Annotated in this window: 26 protein-coding genes; 6 read left to right on the forward strand and 20 right to left on the reverse strand. The window is 37.9% G+C overall.

All coding sequences use genetic code 11. The features are described 5' to 3' along the window. Positions 1-91: 91 nt before the first annotated feature. The 3 genes from AC4G3O_RS05235 to gpr all read right to left on the reverse strand — a co-directional run bounded on the left by AC4G3O_RS05235 (position 92) and on the right by gpr (position 2785). Positions 92-424 (reverse strand): DUF3679 domain-containing protein, encoded by a 333-nt coding sequence (locus tag AC4G3O_RS05235; RefSeq protein WP_066105283.1) that lies wholly within the window; start codon positions 422-424, stop codon positions 92-94. Positions 425-449: 25 nt separating this feature from the next. Then, entirely contained in the window at positions 450-1622 is a 1173-nt protein-coding gene (gene spoIIP / locus AC4G3O_RS05240) for a stage II sporulation protein P (protein ID WP_066105286.1), read from the reverse strand. A gap of 71 nt (positions 1623-1693) precedes the next feature. Continuing rightward, positions 1694-2785, reverse strand: a complete 1092-nt coding sequence (gpr, locus tag AC4G3O_RS05245; protein ID WP_175354282.1) for a GPR endopeptidase — start codon at positions 2783-2785, stop codon at positions 1694-1696. A 262-nt stretch (positions 2786-3047) separates the two neighbouring features. On the opposite strand from gpr, the gene rpsT reads away from it, so the two are divergent. After that, positions 3048-3314, forward strand: coding sequence for a 30S ribosomal protein S20 (gene rpsT / locus AC4G3O_RS05250; protein WP_066105290.1), 267 nt, complete (start codon positions 3048-3050; stop codon positions 3312-3314). A 263-nt stretch (positions 3315-3577) separates the two neighbouring features. Here the strand turns inward: rpsT and AC4G3O_RS05255 are convergent, their stop codons facing one another. Beyond that, complete coding sequence (locus tag AC4G3O_RS05255; RefSeq protein ID WP_491135904.1) at positions 3578-5065, reverse strand: MFS transporter; 1488 nt, start codon at positions 5063-5065, stop codon at positions 3578-3580. Between the two features lie 216 nt (positions 5066-5281). Between AC4G3O_RS05255 and AC4G3O_RS05260 the strand changes: the two genes are divergently transcribed. Next, a complete protein-coding gene (locus AC4G3O_RS05260; protein ID WP_066105291.1) occupies positions 5282-6565 on the forward strand; it encodes a glycoside hydrolase family 18 protein in 1284 nt (427 codons plus the stop codon). A 56-nt stretch (positions 6566-6621) separates the two neighbouring features. Here the strand turns inward: AC4G3O_RS05260 and holA are convergent, their stop codons facing one another. Continuing rightward, complete coding sequence (holA, locus tag AC4G3O_RS05265; protein WP_077248089.1) at positions 6622-7626, reverse strand: DNA polymerase III subunit delta; 1005 nt, start codon at positions 7624-7626, stop codon at positions 6622-6624. 311 nt (positions 7627-7937) lie between these two features. Between holA and AC4G3O_RS05270 the strand changes: the two genes are divergently transcribed. Then, positions 7938-8072 carry a YqzM family protein gene (locus tag AC4G3O_RS05270; protein ID WP_066105296.1) on the forward strand — a complete coding sequence of 45 codons (135 nt, stop codon included), beginning with the start codon at positions 7938-7940 and terminating at the stop codon, positions 8070-8072. Positions 8073-8120: 48 nt separating this feature from the next. Here AC4G3O_RS05270 and AC4G3O_RS05275 read toward each other — a convergent pair whose 3' ends face one another. The 3 genes from AC4G3O_RS05275 to AC4G3O_RS05285 form a co-directional block, all read right to left on the reverse strand. Further along, positions 8121-10454, reverse strand: a complete 2334-nt coding sequence (locus AC4G3O_RS05275) for a DNA internalization-related competence protein ComEC/Rec2 (protein WP_066105299.1) — start codon at positions 10452-10454, stop codon at positions 8121-8123. Continuing rightward, positions 10423-10992 (reverse strand): ComE operon protein 2, encoded by a 570-nt coding sequence (locus AC4G3O_RS05280; RefSeq protein WP_066105301.1) that lies wholly within the window; start codon positions 10990-10992, stop codon positions 10423-10425. The genes AC4G3O_RS05275 and AC4G3O_RS05280 overlap by 32 nt, the downstream gene beginning before the upstream one ends. 72 nt (positions 10993-11064) lie before the next feature. Continuing rightward, a complete protein-coding gene (locus AC4G3O_RS05285; protein WP_077248068.1) occupies positions 11065-11721 on the reverse strand; it encodes a helix-hairpin-helix domain-containing protein in 657 nt (218 codons plus the stop codon). Between the two features lie 98 nt (positions 11722-11819). On the opposite strand from AC4G3O_RS05285, the gene comER reads away from it, so the two are divergent. Then, entirely contained in the window at positions 11820-12650 is an 831-nt protein-coding gene (gene comER / locus AC4G3O_RS05290) for a late competence protein ComER (protein WP_066105304.1), read from the forward strand. Positions 12651-12757: 107 nt separating this feature from the next. On the opposite strand, the gene AC4G3O_RS05295 is transcribed toward comER, so the two are convergent. Genes AC4G3O_RS05295 through AC4G3O_RS05330 form a run of 8 tightly spaced genes read right to left on the reverse strand, consistent with a single transcriptional unit; the run spans position 12758 to position 17822 of the window. Then, positions 12758-13510 (reverse strand): class I SAM-dependent DNA methyltransferase, encoded by a 753-nt coding sequence (locus AC4G3O_RS05295; protein WP_066105308.1) that lies wholly within the window; start codon positions 13508-13510, stop codon positions 12758-12760. Then, positions 13507-13860 (reverse strand): ribosome silencing factor, encoded by a 354-nt coding sequence (rsfS, locus tag AC4G3O_RS05300; RefSeq protein WP_066105311.1) that lies wholly within the window; start codon positions 13858-13860, stop codon positions 13507-13509. The genes AC4G3O_RS05295 and rsfS overlap by 4 nt, the downstream gene beginning before the upstream one ends. Then, positions 13861-14433: a bis(5'-nucleosyl)-tetraphosphatase (symmetrical) YqeK gene (gene yqeK, locus AC4G3O_RS05305; RefSeq protein WP_066105314.1), complete on the reverse strand. Its 573-nt coding sequence runs from the start codon at positions 14431-14433 to the stop codon at positions 13861-13863. Then, positions 14402-14989, reverse strand: coding sequence for a nicotinate-nucleotide adenylyltransferase (locus AC4G3O_RS05310; RefSeq protein WP_066105318.1), 588 nt, complete (start codon positions 14987-14989; stop codon positions 14402-14404). Before AC4G3O_RS05310 ends, yqeK begins: the two co-directional genes overlap by 32 nt. A gap of 33 nt (positions 14990-15022) precedes the next feature. Next, positions 15023-15316 (reverse strand): ribosome assembly RNA-binding protein YhbY, encoded by a 294-nt coding sequence (yhbY, locus tag AC4G3O_RS05315; protein ID WP_066105322.1) that lies wholly within the window; start codon positions 15314-15316, stop codon positions 15023-15025. Continuing rightward, complete coding sequence (gene aroE, locus AC4G3O_RS05320) at positions 15317-16147, reverse strand: shikimate dehydrogenase (RefSeq protein ID WP_066105324.1); 831 nt, start codon at positions 16145-16147, stop codon at positions 15317-15319. 11 nt (positions 16148-16158) lie between these two features. Continuing rightward, the gene (gene yqeH / locus AC4G3O_RS05325) at positions 16159-17280 is read right to left on the reverse strand and encodes a ribosome biogenesis GTPase YqeH (RefSeq protein ID WP_066105326.1); all 1122 of its coding nucleotides are present in this window, start codon (positions 17278-17280) and stop codon (positions 16159-16161) included. After that, positions 17268-17822, reverse strand: a complete 555-nt coding sequence (locus tag AC4G3O_RS05330; RefSeq protein WP_175354283.1) for a YqeG family HAD IIIA-type phosphatase — start codon at positions 17820-17822, stop codon at positions 17268-17270. The genes yqeH and AC4G3O_RS05330 overlap by 13 nt, the downstream gene beginning before the upstream one ends. 349 nt (positions 17823-18171) lie before the next feature. On the opposite strand from AC4G3O_RS05330, the gene AC4G3O_RS05335 reads away from it, so the two are divergent. Next, positions 18172-18303, forward strand: a complete 132-nt coding sequence (locus AC4G3O_RS05335) for a sporulation histidine kinase inhibitor Sda (protein WP_066105330.1) — start codon at positions 18172-18174, stop codon at positions 18301-18303. A 63-nt stretch (positions 18304-18366) separates the two neighbouring features. Here the strand turns inward: AC4G3O_RS05335 and AC4G3O_RS05340 are convergent, their stop codons facing one another. From AC4G3O_RS05340 to sigK, 3 genes are all read right to left on the reverse strand, one after another. After that, positions 18367-19146, reverse strand: a complete 780-nt coding sequence (locus AC4G3O_RS05340) for a phosphatidylserine decarboxylase (protein ID WP_066105333.1) — start codon at positions 19144-19146, stop codon at positions 18367-18369. 170 nt (positions 19147-19316) lie between these two features. Beyond that, positions 19317-21572 (reverse strand): MMPL family transporter, encoded by a 2256-nt coding sequence (locus AC4G3O_RS05345; protein ID WP_490558397.1) that lies wholly within the window; start codon positions 21570-21572, stop codon positions 19317-19319. An 82-nt stretch (positions 21573-21654) separates the two neighbouring features. Further along, positions 21655-22371, reverse strand: a complete 717-nt coding sequence (sigK, locus tag AC4G3O_RS05350; protein ID WP_066105338.1) for an RNA polymerase sporulation sigma factor SigK — start codon at positions 22369-22371, stop codon at positions 21655-21657. Between the two features lie 170 nt (positions 22372-22541). Between sigK and AC4G3O_RS05355 the strand changes: the two genes are divergently transcribed. Next, positions 22542-22709 carry a hypothetical protein gene (locus AC4G3O_RS05355; RefSeq protein WP_180350008.1) on the forward strand — a complete coding sequence of 56 codons (168 nt, stop codon included), beginning with the start codon at positions 22542-22544 and terminating at the stop codon, positions 22707-22709. 372 nt (positions 22710-23081) lie between these two features. Here the strand turns inward: AC4G3O_RS05355 and AC4G3O_RS05360 are convergent, their stop codons facing one another. Continuing rightward, entirely contained in the window at positions 23082-23216 is a 135-nt protein-coding gene (locus AC4G3O_RS05360) for a YrzI family small protein (protein WP_077248070.1), read from the reverse strand. Between the last annotated feature and the right edge of the window lie 174 nt (positions 23217-23390).

A 23390-nucleotide genomic window follows, 5' to 3' on the forward strand; every position in this document is an offset into this window, starting at 1 on the left:
AACGGTTTAGGAGAAATGAGGGAATTAAATAGATAAATAAAGAAAGCTCGCGGAGTTTTAATCAGCTCCGTACGAGCTCGCTTGGATTATATTATTCATCTGAAATCATTCCTGCCATCCCTTTAAATAAACTTGTTAAGGTATCAGATATGCCTTTCCCTGCACTGGATAAAACATTAAATGCCTTCCATTCTTCCATTTCCTTTTTCTTTTCCTCCAGGTCAGTTGTCGAAACCTGATTTCCGAGAACCGTAGCGTTAATGTCTCCGTCATCCTGTTTATCAATTGTAAAGGCTTCATACATTTTTGGATCATCATATCCCTGCATTTTTTTCATATTTTGATTGGCCAGCTGCATTCCCAGGATGACCCCAAAGAGAAGGAGGAAAAGAAGCATACTTATTTTTAAAATAAATTTACCCATCTTGGCATTCTCCTTTATTTATTTCTCACTCTGCAGCATTTCCCTGTACTGGCTCGGCATCCCAATAATGCTCAGCTAATACATCAGCTAACACTTCCATTGAAGCATTTAATTCGTCCAATGTATTATCCACACCGCCAGCTTCAACTAACATGGCATTTCCGGATAAATCTTGATTAAACTTCCCATTCGTCCCCGCACCTCTTTTTTCAAAGACACCGCGACTTAAACCAGGATATTTTTCTGAAATTTTCTTGTGCATCTCCTCTGCCAACTTTAAGTTCTGTTCATAATTTGGATTTTCACCACCAATAATGAAGCATAATCTAGCATAAGCTTTTCCGTTAATTGAAATAGTCGTCACTTTTTTTCGCTGCGAATCACGGTGAACATCAATAAAATATTTCAAGTTTTTGTCGTTAGCCATAACCTCTTGGACAAGACTTCGCGATTGGCTGTATGAACTGCCATATTGCAGCCCTTTCTTGTTCAATATGGCATTAACATCTGTTTTATCTACCTTTGTCCCAATGCCTTTCGCTTCAAGCGACTTCTTGAGCTTCTCACCGACAAGCGTGACATTTGCTTTTGAATGAAAGGCAGAATTAGGATTTGTCACACCTTTTAATAAAGGAAGATACGATTCCCTTGTATGTGAGAAATAGATGTACATCACTTCTTCTTTCGTTTTCTGAGTACCAGCCTGTTCTGGTTTAACAGGTTCTTCTTCATCCACGATTTCCTCAGTCTCTGTATCTTTTTCCATAGCTTCCTCTGATGGAGGAGACTCAATTGGCATATTTGTGTAATTAGTACCCTCACCTGCCACTAAAATCTCCCCATCAAACAAGGAATATCCCGGTAGCTCATGTCCCAATAAACTCCGTGGATCATTTAATGAGATATTTGTCAGTGATTGGAAAATCTGCCTCGAAACAGACTCTGTCTCCTCTTCGGGGAATGATTGCAAAAAGTACTTATTCCCTTGCCCTAAATACTTATATAAAATTTTACCGGGAACTTGTCCAGTCGCTTCATTCACCGAATCTGAACTTGGTCGAAATTCTGGTTTAAGCGATGTCAATAATCCGGTTATCAAAAATATAAAAACCATCGTAACAAGTATAATCAGTATGAAACGAATGATGGTGGCTGCTTGAAGTGCAACTACAACAAAACTAGGTTTTTTTGCTTTCATGGTTCCACCCTTTCAGAAGCATTCTAGTAAAATGTATGCTTTGATAGAGTAACTAGAACCATACTCGGAGATTAATGTGTGTAATAGCCTGTATTATCTTGATTTATGGCCTCATGCAGAGCTGCATTCATACCATTGGCTATCAAGTTTGCCATTTCCTCTATGAATACATCCACTTCCTTAGGCGTAACCATTAAATTATGTCCCAAAGGAGCGAGCACTTCACGAATCAGCATTCTCTTTTCCTCATCGGATAGTGTGCCTACAATACCAAGAAATGTCTTTTTGTGCTCTTCTTCCGGTAAGTCTTCTTCTGTTAATTTACGTTTCTTTCCAAATGTCATCCCGGCCGGAGCAAGAGCTCGGCGAGGACGGTCTCCCTCTTTTAATTCACGTCCAAAATGCTTCAATATATAATCAATTGTATCAGAGGTAATCGATACAGCATCCACCACTGTTGGTACACCAATCGAGATAACTGGCACTCCCAATGTTTCCTTACTAAGTTCTTTCCGTTTATTGCCCACACCAGATCCAGGATGAATTCCGGTATCTGTAATTTGAATGGTAGTATTTACACGTTCAATAGAACGAGCTGCCAGTGCATCAATAGCAATGATGAAATCAGGATGAATATTGTCTACGATTCCTTTAATAATATCGCTGGTTTCAATTCCCGTCACACCCATAACCCCTGGTGAGATGGCACTGACCGGACGAAATCCTTCAGAAACAGATTCAGGCTGAAATTTAAACAGATGCCTAGTTACGATTAAATTATCCGTTACCGTAGGACCAAGAGCATCCGGTGTTACATGCCAATTTCCCAATCCTACAACAAGACAATGTGCATCTTTTTTTAATCCAACTCGGTCTATTAGATAGGCCAGTTGTTTAGCAAACACAACCTCGACTTTTTTTTGCAGCTCAGAATCCTGCTCACGAATTCCTTGAACTTCCAGTGTTATGTAAAAGCCAGGCTTTTTTCCTACCTGTTTTTCGCCTTCTTTCGTTATTTCAACATGCGATAATTTAATCCCATCCATCTCTCGCTCTTTAAAAATTACACCTTCGATATTCGATGTGTCCGGTGCGTCAGATAGCGGAATAGCCAGTTCCCTAGCCTCAATAGCCAAATCAGTCCTTATTTGATACTGACTCATATCTAAATCTTTATTCAAATGATTACCCCCATGAAATGATCTTTAGGAGCTATTTTCCCCGTATTTCTTTCTTCTCATTCTTTTAATATGTAAAGAGCTTTGTTTAAACAGAAAAAACTACTTATCACTATGGTTTTTTTTGATTTGATGCATCTGAGTATTGCATAAAGACATACATTTTGATAGAATATCATATGTTGTGAATGTTATTTGATTAGAATATCGAGTTGACATAATCTCGGTTCTTCTGGAGGTGAAAAGAATGGCTAATATCAAATCAGCTATTAAACGCGTTAAAACTAACGAAACTGCTAGAGCTAACAATATTGCTCAAAAATCTGCTGTACGTACAAACGTTAAAAAAGTAGAATCTGCAATTGCTCTTAACGATGCTACTGCTGCTAACGAATCTATCGTTGCTGCTGTTAAAGGACTAGATAAAGCTGCAACTAAAGGCTTAATCAGCAAAAATGCTGCTGCTCGTAAAAAATCTCGTCTTATGAAAAAAGTAAACAAGTTGAACGCTTAATGAAACGTACCCTCTAGAGGGTCGTTTTTTTTTGTGTGATTTATTATGAGAATATGGATTATTTCATTGATGGGAAATCACTTTAGAGATGATTACCAGTTGAATTTTGGGAGCTTGAACGAAATTAGTACACAACAGAAAGCTGCAGGAGCAGCATTGCAGCTTCCATTTTAACTTTTATAAAGACGAACCCTGTATAACACCCTCACTTTTTCAGGCCTAAAAAAAAGGAGCCTGATAGCTCCTTCCGATAAAAACTCCATTTAGCCTTCAACACTGTCTTCTACAGTATCTGTTTCCGGTTGCTTTGCCTGCATATATATTACTGTTGCACAAACTAGTAATAAGATTCCAATTAAGCTAAATTGCGTGGATATAGAAGCTGGTATTAATCCGAGACCTGATGATCCGGCAACAACCCCTAATGAAAATAACGCATAAAAATATCCATATGCCTTCCCGCGCATCCTTTTAGTAGTCGATTGAACCAATAATGAATTTACGGCAGGAAATAAGAAAGCAAACCCAATCCCGTATAAAACCATTATAGAATAAAGAACCATTAGCTCACTTGATTGCCCCAGTAAAACTTGGCTGATCCCCATACATGCTAATCCAATCGAAAAGCTAACCAAGGGCGGAATTCGATCAAAATATTTATTCGTCGGCAGAATAAATATAGCAACAGCAACCAATCCAAATATACTCATTAAAGTACCGCTTAATCTTGAACTATAACCTAATACATCAATGTGCAAGGGCAGCAAATACGCAAGTGCCCCTTGTGAAAACATTAAAAAGAATGCTCCGGTGTAGGCTTGGAGTATCCCTTTATTAAAGATAAGTTTTCCCCTCTTCTCCGTCTTATGCTGTTTCGATTCAGAATGAGTTCTCAAAAACAACAATGTTGCAAGCAAAAGAATAATTCCACACGCAGCAATGGTCGTAAAAACAAATGGCACAGATGTCCTGCTAGCCATAATACCGCCATATGCAGGACCGCAAATAGCTGCGATTCCAATAAATGAACCTGTCACAGCACTTTGGCTGCCTTGCTTCTTACTATCCATTTGGTTAGCTAAGTACGTAAAAGCAGCAGGTACAATTAATCCACCAAGGAAGCCATGGAGGAAACGTACGATGATCAGTTCAGGTACATCATTTACAAAATTATAAAGCAGTAAAGAAATGCTCGTCATAAGCAAGCCTGTACAAAGTACAATAAAAGATCCATATTTATCCGTAAAAATCCCAGACAATATATTCCCAAAAGTATTCGTCAATGAATACATTCCCACAACAACCCCTGCAATCATTACACTTGCGCCAAGCGAAGTAGCATATGTACTCATAACTGGTAGCTGTGTAAATAAATCGATAAACGTAAACATGATAATGGCATATACAATCCACAGCTTCGGTAAGGGTTTTACATCGTACAATGATTGATGATTTTTCAGCCACACATCAAAACAAAAATTACCGAATGGGATGAAAGCAACAAGGAAGGCTAACAGAGACCAGCCTATTTTCCACTGTATTCGAATTTGAGTATAAATAATGGAAGCTATATATCCAATAAATATCCCACCGTGGATTGAACCCGCAAGAGTAACGGCAAAGGGTAAATCTGCCCAGTATTTAAGCGGCATGGCTATGCCCAATAATAAAAGCAGTGAGATACCATCCAGTATTCCCGTAATCCGTAGTATGGTAATGGGATGCAATCCCTTATACTTCTTATTTAACACAATTTCACTCCTCTATGATGCAACAAACTTCACATTTAAATTATAGTCTATTTTTTATACCAAATTAATTCGAATAGCAAACTTCCATGTTCTAAATATGAACAAATAAAGAACTTTCTATTTTATCCTCTTGCATAGACCAATATCCATTTTGGTTATTCTTATTCCTTCCTCTACATACATTTAATATAATTAGCCACCGAAAGGAGAAAAGAAATGCAAATACATGTTGTCAGACAAGGAGAGAGTATCTATTCCATTGCGCAGACCTTTAATACTACTCCTGAACAAATTATCTCTTCAAATCAATTAGAAAATCCAAATGATTTGGTTATAGGTCAGGCACTTGTTATTCCGATTACAGGGAGCTATTACTTTGTGCAACCAGGAGATAGCCTATATACAATTGCCCGGAGGTTTGGAAGAACTGCTCAAGAAATTGCAGAAGTAAATAATATTTCATTAAACACACCATTAACTGTAGGATTAAGGCTGTATATCCCTCCAATCCCTAGACGTGAAGCTGAATTTAATGCCTATGTGGAACCAAGAGGAAATACTGTTTCTCCCAATCTGGAACGAGAAGCAAGAATTGCAGTACCTCACCTTACATACTTATCACCGTTCAGCTATCAAGTTCAACGCGACGGTACGCTAAAACCGCCTCTATTAGGTGAATTTCCGGCCATAGCCAGGAGCGCGAACAATGTACTGGTCATGGTTGTGACAAATTTAGAGAATGATGCGTTCAGCAGTGAACTCGGGGAGGTTATTTTAAACAATACGGATATCCAAAATAATTTGCTTTCCAACATTGAAGATACTGCCAAAGCTCAAGGATTTAGAGATATTCATTTTGATTTTGAAAGTCTTAGAGGGGAAGATCGGGAGGCTTATACAAATTTCTTACAAAAAGCAAAGGAAAGATTTTCACCGCAAGGCTGGCAGGTTTCAATTGCGCTGGCTCCAAAAACAAGCGCCACCCAAACGGGCAAGTGGTATGAAGCACATGATTACAAAGCACAGGGTGCAGTTGTAGATTGGGTCCTCATTATGACCTATGAGTGGGGTTACAGCGGTGGGCCAGCTCAGGCTGTATCTCCTATAGGACCTGTTCGCCAGGTGCTTACCTATGCGATTTCAGAGATTCCATCACGTAAAATTATGATGGGGCAAAATCTGTATGGCTATGATTGGACACTCCCCTTCGTACAGGGTACTACAGCCAGAGCGCTCTCCCCTCAGCAGGCCATTGATCTGGCACGACGTAATAACGTACCAATTCTTTATGACAATAATGCTCAGGCACCCTATTTTAGATACAGGGATGCCGAAGGAAGAGAACACGAGGTATGGTTTGAGGATGCTCGCTCCATACAGGCAAAATTTAATCTACTAAAGGAATTAAATCTTCGGGGGATGAGTTATTGGAAATTAGGATTATCGTTTCCGCAGAACTGGCTCCTAATAGAAAACAACTTCACAACCATTAAAAGATAGGATTACAAAAAGGTATCATGCACTCGCCATGATACCTTTCGTTTTACCAGGTACTGTTATGATTTTAATATAAATAGCTCTAAAAGGATTTCTTTGTCTCCGGCACCGCTCTTCATTTTATAGTCCAGCTCTGCCAATTCAGAGAGAGCACGCATCAATTTCATTTCTGTAAAATCATTCACACGCTTCAGTGCAAGTTTTACCGGATAAGGGCTCATTTTTAATTTAGATGCTATTTGCTGGGCATTGTAGCCCTGTCCTGATAGTTTTTTAACCTGAAGTATAATCCTGTATTGCCGTGCAATGGCTGCTAATATACGAATTGGCTCTTCCTTTAAAATCAGAAGCTCTTTATATAACTGGATAGCTTCTTTTTTTTGGCCATTCATAATATAATCGACCAAATCAAATACATTTTGGTCAAAGGTCTTGGGAACAAGTTTATTTACCATTGCCTTGTCAATTTCCTGTTCGACCGTCGCATACAAAGCGAGCTTTTCTAACTCACTTGCAGCCATCATTAAGTGATTCCCCGTCAGAGATAATAAAGTTTCTACCGCCTCAGGTGTAATTTTCACTCCTAAGGATTTAGCGTTGGCAGTGATCCATTTAGATAATTCCTTTTCGTATAGCGGTTTCGCTTCCAAGACTGCAGAATTTCTCTTTAATTCCTTCGTTATTTTCTTACGCTCGTCCAGCTTTGGATATGGAGCTATAAAGATGGCAATTGATGTCGGTGAAGGATTAGCCAGATAGCTTTCCAATCTTTTTAGATCATGCTCAACCTTTTCCTTCTTTCTTTCGGCTGTCAAAAATATGGGATTATGTAATATAACAACCCTGCGCTCCCCGATAAACGGTAAGGTTTCCAATTCCTCGATTGCCAACTCTACAGGTGTTTCCTCCAGATCAATAGTAGCCAAATTAAACTCTGCTTCATCCTCTGATAAAGCATGCTCGCAGATTAAAGCCTTTGTTTTTTTTATAAAATACTCTTCTTCGCCAAATAAAAGGTAGACAGGACTAAACCGTTTACTTTTAATTGTATTCCATAAATCCATTACCAATATAATCGCCTCTGTTTATAAATTCCTTCTTTCATCCTAATCCCCACCATCAATTTTGACAAGTCTTTCAAGAGGAACCGGAAAAAATAACCGGTTCCCAGAATCTATATCAACGCCTTCTTGCCGGACCCGGGATACCTAACAAAAAAGCGAAAAAGCGCTATAGATCAGTTACCATTTAAATGACTCTTTCATGTACTGAAATGTTTATTTGGAAAATAGCAGGATAATAATTATATAAATTTGGAGATTGTGGATTTTTTTTACTAAATGTTCTATGATAAAAGAGGTCGGGGGGTGGATTAATGAACGAGTTTGAAAAGAATGTACAATCAAAAACAAATGACGTATCAGATTCCATCATGGGATTTGTTGTATCATTTGGTTTTTTCGCTACCATGTTTATTATTGCCATGGTCATCCAATTAATCGGTGCATAGTTCATTTTTTCAAGCGGCCTCATGGCCGTTTTTCATTTCTTACACATACTATGGACTTTGAATAGAAATCGTTCCATCTTTTTTGTTCGTATACGTATATTGAATACTGCCCTGTAAATCTGTTCTGTAAATAATAATATTTTCTTTATCAAGCAAATGAATGACTTCCTCATGCGGGTGGCCAAAACGATTATCTCTTCCCGATGAAATGACAGCTATTTTAGGATCTACCTCTCTTATAAAATCTATTTGGGAAGAGTTTCTGCTGCCATGGTGTCCCACTTTTAAAATATCAGCCCTTAGGTTCATTTTATTTTGCAAAAGCTTGTCTTCTCCGAGTTCACCTAAATCTCCAACAAATAACCAATCTACCTGATTAATACTTGCTTTTATAACAATTGAAGACTCATTCTTTTCCTCCACTTTCTCTACTGGCGATAAAATGGTAAATTTAGCATCTCCCGCAGTCCACCCCATTCCTGCTTGAACCTCTTTAACGGGGATTTTCTGATCAATCGCTTCCTTTATTACTTCCGTCTCTCTAAACTCCTTACGCTGTTCAAATGGTATCAATATCTCACCAATCTTCAATTCCTCAACAATGGCTCTTGCTCCTCCGACATGGTCCTGATCAGCATGCGTAAGGATTAGTTTATCAATGACTTTAATTCCTTTACTTTTTAAAAATGGTAATATAGTATCTTTTCCAGGATCGAACTGGCTATTATGTACTGCCCACTCCTCCTTTCCAAACAGAGTGGCTCCACCTGTATCAATAAGATATGTTCCATTATCACCAGGTAATTGAATGAACGTTGAATCCCCCTGCCCTACATCTATAAAGGTTATCTCTCCATTTCCTGAAAAAAACTGACTGTTATATTGATAAAAGAGCATTAAAATCGTGATTAGACACGTATTAAACAGGTGTTTCGAGCGGATTTCTATTCCAATAAGAATAGAGATAAAACAAACCACAATACATACCATTACCAGTTTGGATGGCTTACCAAATATAAGAGTGGAGGAGGGCAAGGCAGACATAAGCTCTGTAGATTTCTCCAATAAAGAATAAATAAAATTGAGCATCAGCAATCCCGGCTCAACAAGAATTTCAAGGATTATCAGCAAATAAACACCAATGGTTAAAGGAAATAATAAATAAGTAAACAACGGTACATAAAGTAAGTTAGAAATAAAACTAATGAGGGAAATTTCATAAAAATGATAGATGATGATTGGCGTGGAGATGATTTGGCATATTGCCGTCATAATAAAAAGACTGAAAACAGGTGAATGCGGCGATTTTTGAAGGATTTTTGTTGAAAGTATTAACCCATAAGTCAGCAAAAAGGATAACTGAAAACCGATATGGAAAATTTGATACGGATTAATAAGTAGATATCCCATTAGACAAATCGTTATTGTTTTAAAAGCTGTCAACCGCAGTCCGATAAACTGACCAAACATAAATATGGAAGCCATCATGCATGCTCTGACAATCGAAGCAGACAATCCGGTGATGACCGCATAAAAAGGAAGTAAACAAGCTAGCAGCAAAAAGGTTTGCCTCCGAGTAAAGCCGATTCTTAAGAATCCATAAAATAAAATAGCAGCCACTAATGCAACTTGCATCCCTGACAAAGCCAAGATATGGACAATCCCCAGTTTCTTAAATTGGTTATACATATCCTCTGATATACCACTTTGTTCACCAAATATGAGTGCTTTAGTAAAGCTGCCAGCGGTTCCTAAGTATAAATGATCAATCCGCTTAATTTCCCGCTCTCTCATTTGTGCCAGTTTTACAAACAAATTGCGGCTATCTTTGGATATATCTTCTTTATTTTCGATTTCCAAAATCCAATGCGCTCTATTAAACCTTAGATAGGTTCGAAAATCAAATCCATTCTCGACCGTTGCACGAGTTGGTTTTGTCAGATTTCCGTTTACGCGAAAGGACTTTCCCGTTAGAATCGTATTTTTTAAGACATTTGCCTCCTCTTCATTGTTAATCCGGTAAGTAATCCATATTTTCTCGTTATCTGAGAGTTCAGCAAGACCACTAACCCGGTCCCCTTTAATCTGGGGATAGGATGTAAAATGGATTAAAAGCTGAGTTTCAGCCCCGGTCAACTGGCTGGTATTTGAACGATCCCAAAAAAAGCTATGGACACAAAATATTGAAAAGATAATATACAGGAGAATCGATTGCTTAATTGGAAATTTGTTTAGAATGTAACAAAATACGAGGACTATTAGCAGAAGAAAAGTTTTACTTAAGTAAATGGGTGCTGTAATCCCTGAAATAGCAATTACAGCACTATAAAATAAAAATCGGTTGCTCATATCAGTCAAATTGCGGAAATAAACTTGCTGCATCTTTCAGATAGCGTGCAAGATCAGATTCAGAAGCTCCTCTTTCTTTTAGCTCATTAATAAGCTCCATGACAAAATTCATTTTCTTTTCATCATGGAAATCAACCCACTTTTCATCAACAATCACCTGTTTAACACGCACACCTGCCTGTTCAAATAATTCTTCAGCATATGGATGATTCTTATAGGATTCGGCATAATAGATTGTTTTAATTCCTGCTTGAATTAAGGCTTTACAGCATTGCAAGCAAGGGAAATGAGTAACATAAATCTCAGCCCCCTCAGTTGGTACACCAAATTTAGCACATTGCAACAAGGCATTCATTTCAGCATGGATGGTTCGAACGCAATGGTTATCAATAACATAGCATCCTTCGTCCACACAATGCACACCTCCAGCAATTGATCCGTTATACCCGCCGGCAATAATGCGATTATCCCTTACGACTGTCGCTCCAACCATTAACCTTGTACATGTGCTTCTTAATGCAAGTAAGTGGCTTTGCGCCATAAAATACTGATCCCATGAAATACGTTCCATTTCTCTCTCCTCTTTCAATGAACTTTCCTTCACTTTAACAAGAATTGTATCCTTCCTACAACTATTCTTTTCTTACTTAACAGTTATTAATTCCCTGAGCTTTTCAAATGTTTTATCACCTATGCCTGTAACTTCCTTCAAATCTTCAATCGTTTTGAATGATCCAAGTTCTTCCCGTTTTTGTAAAATCGCTGTCGCTTTACTCGGACCGATTCCCGGAAGTTCCTGCAGTTCTTCAGATGTTGCTTTATTCAAATTAATTGTACCATCCCCCTTGGCCGCTGAGACTGTATTCCCTGAACTTTCCCCAGCTGTATGATTAGAAGCCTCTGCTGTCTCACCCTTGATTGGGATATAGATGACCATTTCATCCTCTACTAATTGCGCCATATTCACTTGCTTACTATCAGCCCCATTTTTCAATCCACCTGCTTTTTGAATGACATCCGTTACTCGATCCCCCTTCAAAAATTCATATACACCAGGTTTTTGAACGGCACCCTTCACATCAACCTTATAAGTAGCACTCACCTCAGGTTCTGCCACCAGTTTTTCCGTATCTTCATTCTTTTTTTCTATTGCACTCTCCTCCGTCCAATTTATTTCACTTTGTTCGATTTGCCCATCTTCAGATTGCATATTCCAAAAGAAGAGTGCAGCACAGGCTACTCCTGCACCTGCTAGTAGGATTCCATTTCGCCTGATAAACTGTACGATTTTCTCATTCATTTAATTTACGCTCCTCTTCATATTTGATATTTACTTGCATAAATTTGTTATAAGGAATAGTGGATATCGTGATATTTATCCAATAAGGAGGATTTATAATGATTACCGGCATAATTGGCACAGGTAATATGGGAACCATCTTAATTCAAAGTTTAATTGGGTCTTCGGCCGTTGCAGCAAAGGATGTAATCATCATGAACAGGACTAAACACAAAGCCCAATCCCTGGCTGTTGAATTACCAGGAATCCATACAGCACACACAAGTATTGAACTTGCAAAACAAGCGGATTTAATCTTTTTATGTGTAAAGCCGCATGAAATGTATCCATTAATTGAAATTCTTGAACCTCATCTAAGTTCGGATAATTGCATTGTTTCCATCACAAGTCCAATCTCCATCAAACAATTGGAAGCTGTCGTCCCCTGCTCATGCGCTAGATTTATTCCATCTATTACCAATCGCGCCTTGGCAGGCGCAACACTGCTGACATTTGGTGAATCCTGCAGTCCATATTGGCGGAACCAACTTCAGCAGATGGCAGCAGCAATTTCAAAGCCGCTCGAAATCGACAACAAATATACCAGAGTATCCTCAGATATTGTTAGCTGCGGTCCGGCTTTTTTTAGTTTTATTGCAAGAAACTTTATCGAAGCTGCGGTTGATCATACGGGAATAAGCACTGAAGAAGCCACCCAGCTAACCGAATCAATGCTGATTGGGCTCGGTGAATTATTACGTCAGCAGCATTTTTCATTGCCTGCTTTGCAAGAAAAGGTGTGTGTGAAAGGCGGTATTACAGGTGAAGGTATCAAAGTGCTGGAAAGTGAATTAGGTGAGGTTTTTAGTCATGTTTTTCAGGCTACGCATCGGAAATTTGAAGAGGATTTAAAGGGAATTGAAAATCAGTTTGGGGTTTCATATCATTAATTCTAATCATATTATAAAAGTCCTTTACGAAAACAAAGGTATTTATGAAAACATTGTGTCAATATAACTAAAAAACCAGGAACATCACGTTTCCTGGTTTTTTTACATTATTTCCTTTTACAAACAAAGAAGATTCGATCGGCCTCATCAAGGGAATTTCCTCCGAAGTCACCCATCAGTTCCACAAGCTCAAATCCAATCTCATCAAGCCAAGTTTTATACATATCGATCGGGTATGTACGTTGAAAATGATCTTCATCAAACCGGTTATACGCATCAAGCTCATGATCATAAACATAGAAAGTCAACTCATGTACGACACTGTGAGGAATATCTGTCCCTTTCCACGCATTCCAGATATAGGAAATATCATCTCCATTATCTGCATAGGTTTGATCACTAAAAAAAGTGGACATTTTTTTCACAGAATGAACATCAAAGATAAATAAACCATCCTCTTTCATATGGTTCAAAACACCTTTAAAAGTATCCTTTACATCATCCTCATCACCAAGATAATTTAATGAGTCACAAAAGATGACAACTATATCATATAGATTCAATCCTTCTAAAGCTCGCATGTCCTGGTGATAAAACGGGATGTCATGCTGATTCTCGCTTGCTTTTTGAATTGCCACAGCCAGCATTTCTTCTGATAAATCAACGCCGGTTGGCTGGAAGCCTGCTTCTTTCAAACGAATAGCAAGCTCACCAGTCCCACATCCAATATCAAGAATTGATTTTTCATCTAATTGATATTTTCGGGCAATTTTTTTTAAAAACTCAACCCATTCCTGATAGGGAGCATCTTTCATTAAGTAATCATAAACATAAGCAAAGTTTTGATAACTTACATTCATATATTAAGTTCCTGCAATGATACTTCTGGGGCATCTCCCCATAATCTTTCCAATTTATAGTATGAACGATCATCTTTATGGAAAATATGCGCTACAACATCGCCCATATCAACTAGAACCCAACGCGCTTCATCAAAGCCTTCCATTCGGCGGACTGTCGCTCCGTTTTCTTCGACTTTTTCCTTCATTTCGCGTGCAATTGCTTGTACTTGTTTGTCTGAGTTACCGTGGCAAATAATGAAGTAATCAGAAATCAACGAAATTCCCTTCATATCCAAAACGAGTATCTCTTCTGCTCTTTTGTCATCAGCTGCTTTTGCAGCTACCTCTAATAATTCTTTACCATTCATTTAATTGTTCCTCCCTATCTGCTTTGCAAGATCGTTATAGGCATGGAAGGTATCCGGATAGATTGTTTGATTTTTTTTTATCAAAAATGTGATTGTATTTCCCATTGCCTGAAGCACAGCTTTATCCAGGCTTAGTAAGGACAACGCTCTCACTTCATCTACTCCAGGGAAACTTCTCCCAGGCTCTATATAATCAGCCAAATAAATGATCTTATCAAGCATACTCATTCCGACACAGCCCGAAGTATGGTTTTTGATTGCTGAAAGGATTTCTTCATCATGAAGATTTGCTTCTTTCTTAACTAAAACCGCTCCAACCGGTGCATGCCATAATTCAGTATTATATTCCAATAAATCCTGGGGTAATTGCTCATTCTTAATGATTTGTTCCATCTCATCCAGAGGACGATATTTGGCATAATCATGAAAGATTGCTGCCAATTTAGCTTTTTCTATATCTGCACCGTACCGTTCTGCCAATTCCTGAGCACTTTCCAATACACCCAATGTATGAATATATCGTTTATCAGGTAATTGCTGCCTAACGATTTCCAATGCTTTTTGTTGATCCATATAACTGATTCTCCTCAATATATATCTTTACCGCATCAGGAACCAAATATTTGATTGTCTTTCCATTGCTTATTTTTTCACGAATCCACGAAGAGGAAACAGCGATTTCCGGAATATCCACCAATGTGACAGGATAGGATGTCTCAGTACTGTAACCAGGGCGTTTAACACCTGTAAAGCGGACTAATTTACTCAATTCATCTATTTGTTTCCACTTCGGTAAATATTCAATCATATCAGCACCGATAATGAAATAAATTTCTGAGTTTGTATCCCGTTCTTTCAGGAGTTTAATGGTATCTATCGTATATGATGGCCCATTTCTTTCCCATTCTATTGTATCAATCATAAAACATGGATTACTACCGATTGCTAATGTAAGCATATCCAAGCGCTCTTGATTAGACGTTGAAGTTTTGGTTTTATGCGGGGGCACATTATTAGGCATAAAACGTACCTCATCCAAATCTAATTGCTCCCTAACCTCATTTGCAATAATTAAATGACCGATATGAGGGGGATCGAATGTTCCGCCTAAAATACCAATTTTTTTCATATAGTGTGCCCCCTTCCCTAAATAGGAATTTAATTATGATGGAAGAATAATTTGTTTGTTTTCTCTTGATTCTTTATATAAAACAATCGTATTACCAATGACTTGAACCAATTCCGCACGTGCACCTTTTGAAAGCTGTTCAGCCACCGTATCACGGTCCTCTTCGCAGTTTTGCAAGATGCTGACCTTGATAAGCTCACGAACTTCAAGAGCCTCACCAATTTGTTTAATCATATTTTCATTCACTCCGCCTTTTCCAACCTGGAATATCGGTTGAAGGGAATGTGCCTTCGAACGCAAAAATCTTTTTTGTTTACCTTTTAACATTTATGATCCTCCTAATTGTTGTAAAACTAATTGTTTCATTCTTTCTGTATCCGGCATAACACCTGTCCATAACTCGAAAGCCAGTGCTCCCTGGTTTACAAACATATCCACACCGTTTTGAACCTTATTACCACGGTCTTTTGCCTCTTTTAAAATTTTGGTTTCAAGAGGGTTATAAATAATATCACACACAACCGCATTTTGATTTAGTTCTGTCAGAGAAAGTGGTGATGCATGTACGTCTGCTAACCCAACCGAGGTTGTCTGAATAATAATATCATATTGGCCGAGAGAGCTCTCTGCTTCTTTTAGGCTAATTGCTCTCGAATTTATATTCCCATGATAATCTGCCAGCAACTGTTCTGCTGAAATATGAGTCCGATTGGCGAGATCGATTTTTGCTACACCTGTTTTAGCCAGTGCAAAATAAATTCCTCTTGCCGCACCGCCTGCACCAATAATCAAGACATTTTGACCATCTATACGATCGGTTATAGTCAGCAGTCCTTTAATAAACCCAGGACCATCCGTATTGTACCCATATAACAGTCCATCCTTTATGACAACAGTGTTAACAGCACCAACTTCATTTGCAAATTCGTCTAAGACATCGATATAAGGAATAATGCGACTTTTAAAAGGTACCGTTACATTAAATCCGCCGGCCCCCAAAGCTTTCATTCCCTCGACTGCCTGTTGTAGCTCATTATCCTCAACATAAAACGGCAAATATACTCCATCTACAGAATATTTATCAAATGCGTCATTATGAATAAGCGGAGACATTGAATGCTCAATTGGATTCCCTAATACCCCGAACAGCTTCTTCATTTTACTCTCCTTTAAATCAATGATTTACGGATCGTCACTTGCACTCCTTTAGGAACATGTGCGGAAATCACTGCTCCCGGCTTGTTAATCGTTACCCAGCCCAGGCCAGAAAATACGATGTCTGTCTTCCCTTCTTTTATAGAGAATTGGTGAGCTACTAGCGGTGGAAAATCATCTAATTCAGAAGGATGCGGCGGTACCAATAATTCGCCTAAATGTGTTTTGTACAGCTCGTCTGCTTTTTCTAATTTCGTCCGGTGGATATTTAACTCATTGGACAAATAACAAGTAAATGAATTCCGTTCACCCTGAATAAAGTCAAATCGAGCCAAGCCACCGAAAAAGAGAGTTTGGCCAGCATTCAATTGAAAAACTCTTGGTTTAATCTCTTTCTTTGGAGTAATCACTTTTAAATCTTCTTTACCCACAAAGTGAGCCATTTGATGGTGATTAATGATTCCAGGCGTGTCTATTAACGCTCTTTCATCATCCAGTGGAATTTCGATAATATCCAGAGTTGTTCCTGGGAAGTATGAAGTCGTAATCACATTTTCTTCACCACTGCCCTGTTTAATAATACGGTTGATAAAAGTGGATTTACCGACGTTTGTACAGCCCACGACATATACATCACGTCCCTCACGCAATTCCTCTATACGCTCCATTGCTTCTTCAATTCCATGTCCTTTAGCACCGCTGACAAGCATAATATCAACAGGATGTAAGCCAAGTTCAACCGACATGTGCTTCATCCAGGTAATCAGCTTATTAGGCTTGACTGATTTCGGTAATAAATCACTCTTATTACCGATTAAAACAACTGGATTATGGCCGACAAATCGTTGAATTCCCGGCAGCCAGCTTCCATTAAAATCAAAGATATCCACTAATTTGACGATTAAAGCATCCTTACTTCCAATTCCATTCAGAATTTTTAAAAAGTCGTCATCAGTTAGGGATACATCTTGTACCTCATTATAGTGTTTAAGTCGGAAACATCTTTGGCAAATGATTTGTTCTTTTTGAAGTGAGGAAGATGGTGCATATCCTATTTTTTCAGGATGCTCCGTTTGAATAGTCACACCGCATCCCACACAGCTAATTTGTTCTTTTTCCAAGTCTAGTCCTCCCATGTTATCTGTCCTTTTTTACGGAACCATGTTAATATTCTGCGTTCAATTTTACGATTTATTTTAGTTGTCCAGCCATCTGTTTGAGCAACAGGAACGACAAGGATTGTTTGAAACCCGTTACGATTGCCGCCCAACACATCGGTTAAAAGCTGGTCACCGATCACGACTGCTTCTTCTCTTTTAATACCCATAATCTCTACAGCTCTTCTGAATGCAGCTCCCATAGGTTTTTTCGCTCTAAAAATAAAGGGGATTTGAAGTGGATCAGCAAAGGACTTTACACGTAGTTCACTGTTATTGGACACAATTGTCACTTTAATACCATGTTGCTTCATCATTTCAAACCAAGCAATCAGTTCTGGCGTGGCAAGAGGACGATCCCATTCCACAAGGGTATTATCAAGGTCTGTAATAATCCCCTTTATACCATTATCTTTTAATTCCTGAGGTTTGATTTCATAAATACTTTTAACATGCTTGGAAGGTAAAAATGCTTTTATCACTCTATACACCTCTATTAATTCTTTTTCACCGCTATCCATCATAACGGATATTTTAATTTATGTCATAGCCAAATAGCTAAATTTGATGAAAAGTGCAGTCGAAATATAAAACCTTTCGACACATTGCGCCATTATTTAAATCTGTGGATAAGTTTATGCACATCACTAACAGATCATTTACCTTTTTATACGATACGTTTTCCCGATAAAAATTATAGATACACACAATTTACCCACAAGTTATACACCTATCCCTGTGGATAACAGAACGGTTGTTCCATCCTCTTGATTCTGTTAAATTAAGGGTACACCAAGGCAAACTACTAATATATTGTCGTTGCCACCCATTTAGAACAGTAAATTGGAGGTGAAGCCGCAAGGCAAAATAATGCAAAAACTACCAGATGATCTTTTAATTGAATCATATTACAAAGCCAGGCATTTAAACTTAAGCCAAGAATTTATCCGTCTAATTGAAAGAGAAATTGACAGGAGATCCTTATCTTATAAAATATTTTAAGCAGAGCCAAACTCATTTGTATCATGCGCCCTGGTTAAGATCCAGGGCAATTTTTTTGTATTATTATTTTATATACCCTATTGTCTCACCGACATGTACTGGTTGCGGCAAAGCACCTGTTATGTATGGAGTAAAGGTTTCCTTCTCAAATAATAGAACCACGGTTGAACCGAAAGAAAAATACCCGATTTCTTCCCCTTTATGTAGAGTATCCCCCGAATGTGTTCTCTCTATTGAATTAACAAACATGGCACCAACCTTTACAACAGATAGAAATCCTCCGGCATGCTGGATTTCTGTGATTTCACGGTAATTTTTTGATAGAGGGTATTTACCTAATGTCATCCCCCACTTGTTGACTGGATATGACTTTCGTCCAAGAGTACTTTTCCGTGTAACCAATCCCTCAACTGGAGAGTGAATACGATGATAATGGCTTGGACTTAAATATAGTACCATATATCTGCCGCCTAGATATTTTTCTGTATCTTTTGTGTTCCCAAGCATTTCCTCAACTGAATATACCTTCCCTTTCACCTGGAAAGAAGAATCTTCATGGATGGGCCCACTATCCTCCAATACGGCATCTACAGGACTGACAACAGTCCCCTCCTCATGATTAATTTCGCGCGCTCCATTTATTAAAGCCCTTGTAAAAAAGTCATGCAGGGATGTGTATTCCTGAATGGGACGATCCATCTCAGTCAAATTAATTTTGTATTGCTTTGCAAAAGATGGGATTATCCGCCTGCTTGCTTTAGAGTTTGCAAATTTTCTTAAAAGGGAAGAAGTCCATCTGCCATTGGTTAATTCGATTAATAATTGATATACCTTTTCCTTCACTTTCTTCACCTATTTTCTTGTTATATAGCTACTCACATTTAGCTATCTTTCGATTGGATATAAAATTAACAAAAACACCCATGACGATTGAGGGTGTTTGTCTCTACTTAGTTTACTATTCCTTTAAAGGAAGGGAAAGATTTTTCTTACTGATACAGTCAAGTATATCATCATTTCAATTTAAATCGTCTCTTCATACTCGGAAACCACCAATTCCATTTTCCCATCATTTTCAAGAGGATTGGAACAAGGATTAACCTAATAATCGTCGCATCCAATAAAACAGCAATCGCTAAAGTAAAGCCCAGCTGTTTAATTTCTAATACGCGTGTCAGGATAAATGAAATAAAAACAATGATCATAATTAAGGCAGCCTGGGTAATAAAAGGACCTGTAGATTCGATTCCCCTTGCTATTGATTCTTCATTATCGTGGGATGATTCCCATTCTTCTTTAATCCTTCCGACTAAAAATACCTCATAGTCCATAGAAAGTCCGAACAAAATTGCGAAGGTTAATACAGGCAAATAAGACTGTATAAATCCTGGAGAAGTAAATTGAAGATACTCTTCTCCCCATCCAAATTGAAAGACTAAGACTGTCATTCCGCATGCTGCTGTTACACAAATAATATTTAATAGAATTGCTTTTATTGGAATAAAAATGCTCTTAAAAGCAATTACCAAGAAACAATAGGAAATCATTAAAACAACCACAATGACGATGGGTGTTTTTTTTGCTGTTTCTTCATGCAAATCATTCACTTGAGCTGTAAGCCCTCCAATATAAAGGCTCCCTTCATTCACCTGTTTCTCAAACCGTTCATTTAGCTTAGAGACAAAAGTTTTTGCTTCAGTAGAATCTGGGGCATATTTCAACGTAATCATTACAGGGGCTACATTAAAATCGTCATTAATCAAAAAACTGGTATATTCCTTAAGTTCAGGTAGTTTTATTAATTCTGCTACCTCATTGTATGTATCATCATCACCTAAAAGATTGTCAGTCAATTCTGTAATGGATGAAACCATTTGGACCTCATCAAAGGTTTTGAGGATATCTCCAACAGTCGAAATTTCCTTAAGCTCTTCCATACTGAACCGACTACCTGAAGCCTTCTTTACCAGGAGAACCGGTGAGTATAGACCGGACACAAACTTATCCTCTAAAAGCGTATTTCCTCTTCCAGATGGATAATCCTTTAAGGCATCTTGATTAAGCCCTATTCCCAAATGCATCTGCAATAATGGAGCGGTCAATGCTGCTAGAATAAGCAAACTCCCAATTAAATAAGGAAGTGAGTACTTCATGATATGCTTTGTCCATCGATACAGATATTTTCTCTGATTAGTCTTCTTTTTATATGGTATGGAGAAACTGTTCAGACGATGTCCAAGCAAACATAATAATGAAGGTAAAAAGGTAAGTGTCAGCAACAATAATATAAATAAAACAGCAAATGTGCCCACTGTTAAATTAAGAAATAATTTTGCATGAACAAGAGGGAGTCCGATTAATGAAATCATAACCGTCAACCCAGATAAAAATATAGACTTTCCGCTTGTGGCAATGGCTATGGCGATTGCCTGATGAGAATCATTTTGTTGAAGTTCCTCCCTATATCTAATAATCAAAAATAAAGAATAATCAATTCCTATTCCCAGTCCAATCATCGTCACTACACTTGGTACAATAATGTCAAAATCCTGATATCCCGAAAGACTTAAACATGCAAAGGTAAGAACTACCGCCATTCCTCCTAACATAATCGGGATTAAAGCCGCTGTAAGAGAACCAAATGCAAATAAAAGAACCACAAGAACAAAAGGCATGCCCAATTTTTCCGCAAAGGTAAGATCCCGCTTTTCCATATGGGTCAAATCCTTTATTGTCGGAGTGGCCCCTGTCAAATATAGTTCAAGCCCACCCTTCTGCGCATCCAAATATTCACTAAGTACATCAATCGTTTCTAAAACCCGACCTTTATTCCCTTCAATAAAAAGTAACGCGTAACAAGTGTGCAAATCCTTTGAAACTTGATTCTCCCCCTCCAGCAGAGGGTTCTCCATCGGATTTGCAACTACAGTTACCCCTTCTATCTTTTGGATTTCAGCCAGAACATTATCTACCGGTTCGTAAAATTTTTGTTCATTTACTTTCCATTGATTCGAATGAAAAACAAGAAAATTTTGTTCACCCATATCATCTGCAAAGTTATGCTCCATTAATTTTTGAGTTAGTTCTGATTGTGAACCTTTTACATTTAATTGCGGTGGTGAAAGATGGTTAAAAAAAGATGGTATTAGCATTATTCCGCCAAGAAACAGTAATCCCCAAACTAGCAGGATAACTTTATAATATTGAATGACCTTACAGCCAAAACGGTAAAAATAAGAAGAATTATGTTGGGGTTTAGATTCGTGCATATTGACACCTCAATTTTTTGAGCGTGACAATATTATTTCCTTTTAACGAAAAAAACGGACAAGTATCTTTTGCCCGTTTTGACTATTTTTTCTTCCTTTTTTCTTTCTCTGCTCGATAAAATTCATGGAACATTTTCATTAATGCTCTCTTTTCAATTCTTGAAACATAGCTGCGAGATATACCCAGTTCTTTCGCTATCTCTCTTTGTGTCTTTTCCTTTTTTAGATCTAGGCCAAACCTGCCAACAATAACCTCCTTTTCACGGTCCTCAAGCACATCAATATACTTCTTCACTTTTTCAAGTTCCATATTAAGCTGAATTGTGTCAATTACATCCTCAGACTCAGACTTCAATATATCAAGCAATGAAATTTCATTTCCCTCTTTATCCTGGCCAATCGGGTCATGCAACGAAACATCTTTTTTTGTTTTTTTTATCACTCTTAGATGCATCAAAATTTCATTTTCTATACAGCGGGCCGCGTATGTAGCAAGTTTCGTGCCTTTACCTGAGGAATAAGATTCGATTCCCTTGATTAAGCCAATCGTTCCGATTGAAATGAGATCCTCAGTATCTTCCCCAGTATTTTCAAACTTCTTTACAATGTGAGCTACAAGCCTTAGGTTATGTTCAATTAATAAATTCCTTGCTTCCGCATCTCCTTCCGCCATTCTTTCAATACATTCCCTTTCTTCCTTTGCTGATAATGGTTGAGGAAATGCATTGTTTTTAACATAGGAGACGAGAAAAACCAATTCTTTAATAAAATAGCCAAACGTTGCTAAAACTCCTGCCAATTAAATCAGCTCCTCACTGTTTCCAACCAGTTAGACTATTAGATATGTATGACAGCAGCCTCTATCCCTTGCCTGTCCTTCTGAAAATAAGATATTTGATTTATGCCCAACCATATAAGCAATCATCCCATATTATAATAATAATCTACGGTATATAAGGAGGTGCACCTATGTATCCTTATCATTTTGGAGGACCCAGTTGCGGTTGGGGCTATCCTCCTCCACCATGCCGAAATGGGTATGGCGCCGGATTTGCGATCTTAATTATTCTATTCATTTTATTATTCCTCTTTGGCTTTTGGGGTTTCTGGAGCGGGGGATACCTTGGTCCTAAATAAAGAAAAAAACTTATGCTCTGCATAAGTTTTTTTCTTCTTTTTATAATTCTGTGATATCAGCTACAATGACAAATGTGATTGTAACGGCAGTAGCAACCCCCATTACGAATAATAACATGGTAACCAACCCCTTATTCTTCCCATTTACCTAAATTTAACATAATAAAGGGGTGTCCCAAGCGACGTGATGTGAAGAATAATTGACTAATTCTTTACAGGAATGTGAACAGTTCGTTATGCACTATCCTTATTAATCCAGAAAAATTTTGATGTCTTTACTATCATATTGCTAGTCATATCTATCGCCTTCCTTCCGATTGAGCAAATTTTTTTGGACCGGTCAACCTTCGCATACTCGAGTATGGAATATAATTAATAGAATTTATTAATTATAGTTGTTTTTCGATCAAGTATTTCATTTTCCGCCTGACGTATTGAAACGTATTCAGACCTGCCCAATTTATTTGACTTGATTGTAACCGTGAACAGAATCATATTAAAGGTCATGCAATTACCTCCTTAAGCTTCAAATCATCGGTGTTTTTAGCACACTTTATCAATATATTCATCACATCACCAATATAGAACTAAAATTGTATAAAAATCCTATAGTTTAATTTACTATTTTTCACCAAAATATAGACCATTACAGACCTTTAGAAAACCAGAATGGGTAAGTAT

The organism is Bacillus sp. z14 (2026), from assembly GCF_058313575.1.

What these genes read in the sequence shown, in the direction of transcription:
- AC4G3O_RS05235 (WP_066105283.1), bottom strand. Translation starts at nt 424, where the DNA reads ATGGGTAAATTTATTTTAAAAATAAGTATGCTTCTTTTCCTCCTTCTC.
- spoIIP (WP_066105286.1), bottom strand. Translation starts at nt 1,622, where the DNA reads ATGAAAGCAAAAAAACCTAGTTTTGTTGTAGTTGCACTTCAAGCAGCC.
- gpr (WP_175354282.1), bottom strand. Translation starts at nt 2,785, where the DNA reads ATGAGTCAGTATCAAATAAGGACTGATTTGGCTATTGAGGCTAGGGAA.
- rpsT (WP_066105290.1), top strand. Translation starts at nt 3,048, where the DNA reads ATGGCTAATATCAAATCAGCTATTAAACGCGTTAAAACTAACGAAACT.
- AC4G3O_RS05260 (WP_066105291.1), top strand. Translation starts at nt 5,282, where the DNA reads ATGCAAATACATGTTGTCAGACAAGGAGAGAGTATCTATTCCATTGCG.
- holA (WP_077248089.1), bottom strand. Translation starts at nt 7,626, where the DNA reads ATGGATTTATGGAATACAATTAAAAGTAAACGGTTTAGTCCTGTCTAC.
- AC4G3O_RS05270 (WP_066105296.1), top strand. Translation starts at nt 7,938, where the DNA reads ATGAACGAGTTTGAAAAGAATGTACAATCAAAAACAAATGACGTATCA.
- AC4G3O_RS05275 (WP_066105299.1), bottom strand. Translation starts at nt 10,454, where the DNA reads ATGCAGCAAGTTTATTTCCGCAATTTGACTGATATGAGCAACCGATTT.
- AC4G3O_RS05280 (WP_066105301.1), bottom strand. Translation starts at nt 10,992, where the DNA reads ATGGAACGTATTTCATGGGATCAGTATTTTATGGCGCAAAGCCACTTA.
- AC4G3O_RS05285 (WP_077248068.1), bottom strand. Translation starts at nt 11,721, where the DNA reads ATGAATGAGAAAATCGTACAGTTTATCAGGCGAAATGGAATCCTACTA.
- comER (WP_066105304.1), top strand. Translation starts at nt 11,820, where the DNA reads ATGATTACCGGCATAATTGGCACAGGTAATATGGGAACCATCTTAATT.
- AC4G3O_RS05295 (WP_066105308.1), bottom strand. Translation starts at nt 13,510, where the DNA reads ATGAATGTAAGTTATCAAAACTTTGCTTATGTTTATGATTACTTAATG.
- rsfS (WP_066105311.1), bottom strand. Translation starts at nt 13,860, where the DNA reads ATGAATGGTAAAGAATTATTAGAGGTAGCTGCAAAAGCAGCTGATGAC.
- yqeK (WP_066105314.1), bottom strand. Translation starts at nt 14,433, where the DNA reads ATGGATCAACAAAAAGCATTGGAAATCGTTAGGCAGCAATTACCTGAT.
- AC4G3O_RS05310 (WP_066105318.1), bottom strand. Translation starts at nt 14,989, where the DNA reads ATGAAAAAAATTGGTATTTTAGGCGGAACATTCGATCCCCCTCATATC.
- yhbY (WP_066105322.1), bottom strand. Translation starts at nt 15,316, where the DNA reads ATGTTAAAAGGTAAACAAAAAAGATTTTTGCGTTCGAAGGCACATTCC.
- aroE (WP_066105324.1), bottom strand. Translation starts at nt 16,147, where the DNA reads ATGAAGAAGCTGTTCGGGGTATTAGGGAATCCAATTGAGCATTCAATG.
- yqeH (WP_066105326.1), bottom strand. Translation starts at nt 17,280, where the DNA reads ATGGGAGGACTAGACTTGGAAAAAGAACAAATTAGCTGTGTGGGATGC.
- AC4G3O_RS05330 (WP_175354283.1), bottom strand. Translation starts at nt 17,822, where the DNA reads ATGGATAGCGGTGAAAAAGAATTAATAGAGGTGTATAGAGTGATAAAA.
- AC4G3O_RS05335 (WP_066105330.1), top strand. Translation starts at nt 18,172, where the DNA reads ATGCAAAAACTACCAGATGATCTTTTAATTGAATCATATTACAAAGCC.
- AC4G3O_RS05345 (WP_490558397.1), bottom strand. Translation starts at nt 21,572, where the DNA reads ATGCACGAATCTAAACCCCAACATAATTCTTCTTATTTTTACCGTTTT.
- AC4G3O_RS05355 (WP_180350008.1), top strand. Translation starts at nt 22,542, where the DNA reads ATGTATCCTTATCATTTTGGAGGACCCAGTTGCGGTTGGGGCTATCCT.
- AC4G3O_RS05360 (WP_077248070.1), bottom strand. Translation starts at nt 23,216, where the DNA reads ATGACCTTTAATATGATTCTGTTCACGGTTACAATCAAGTCAAATAAA.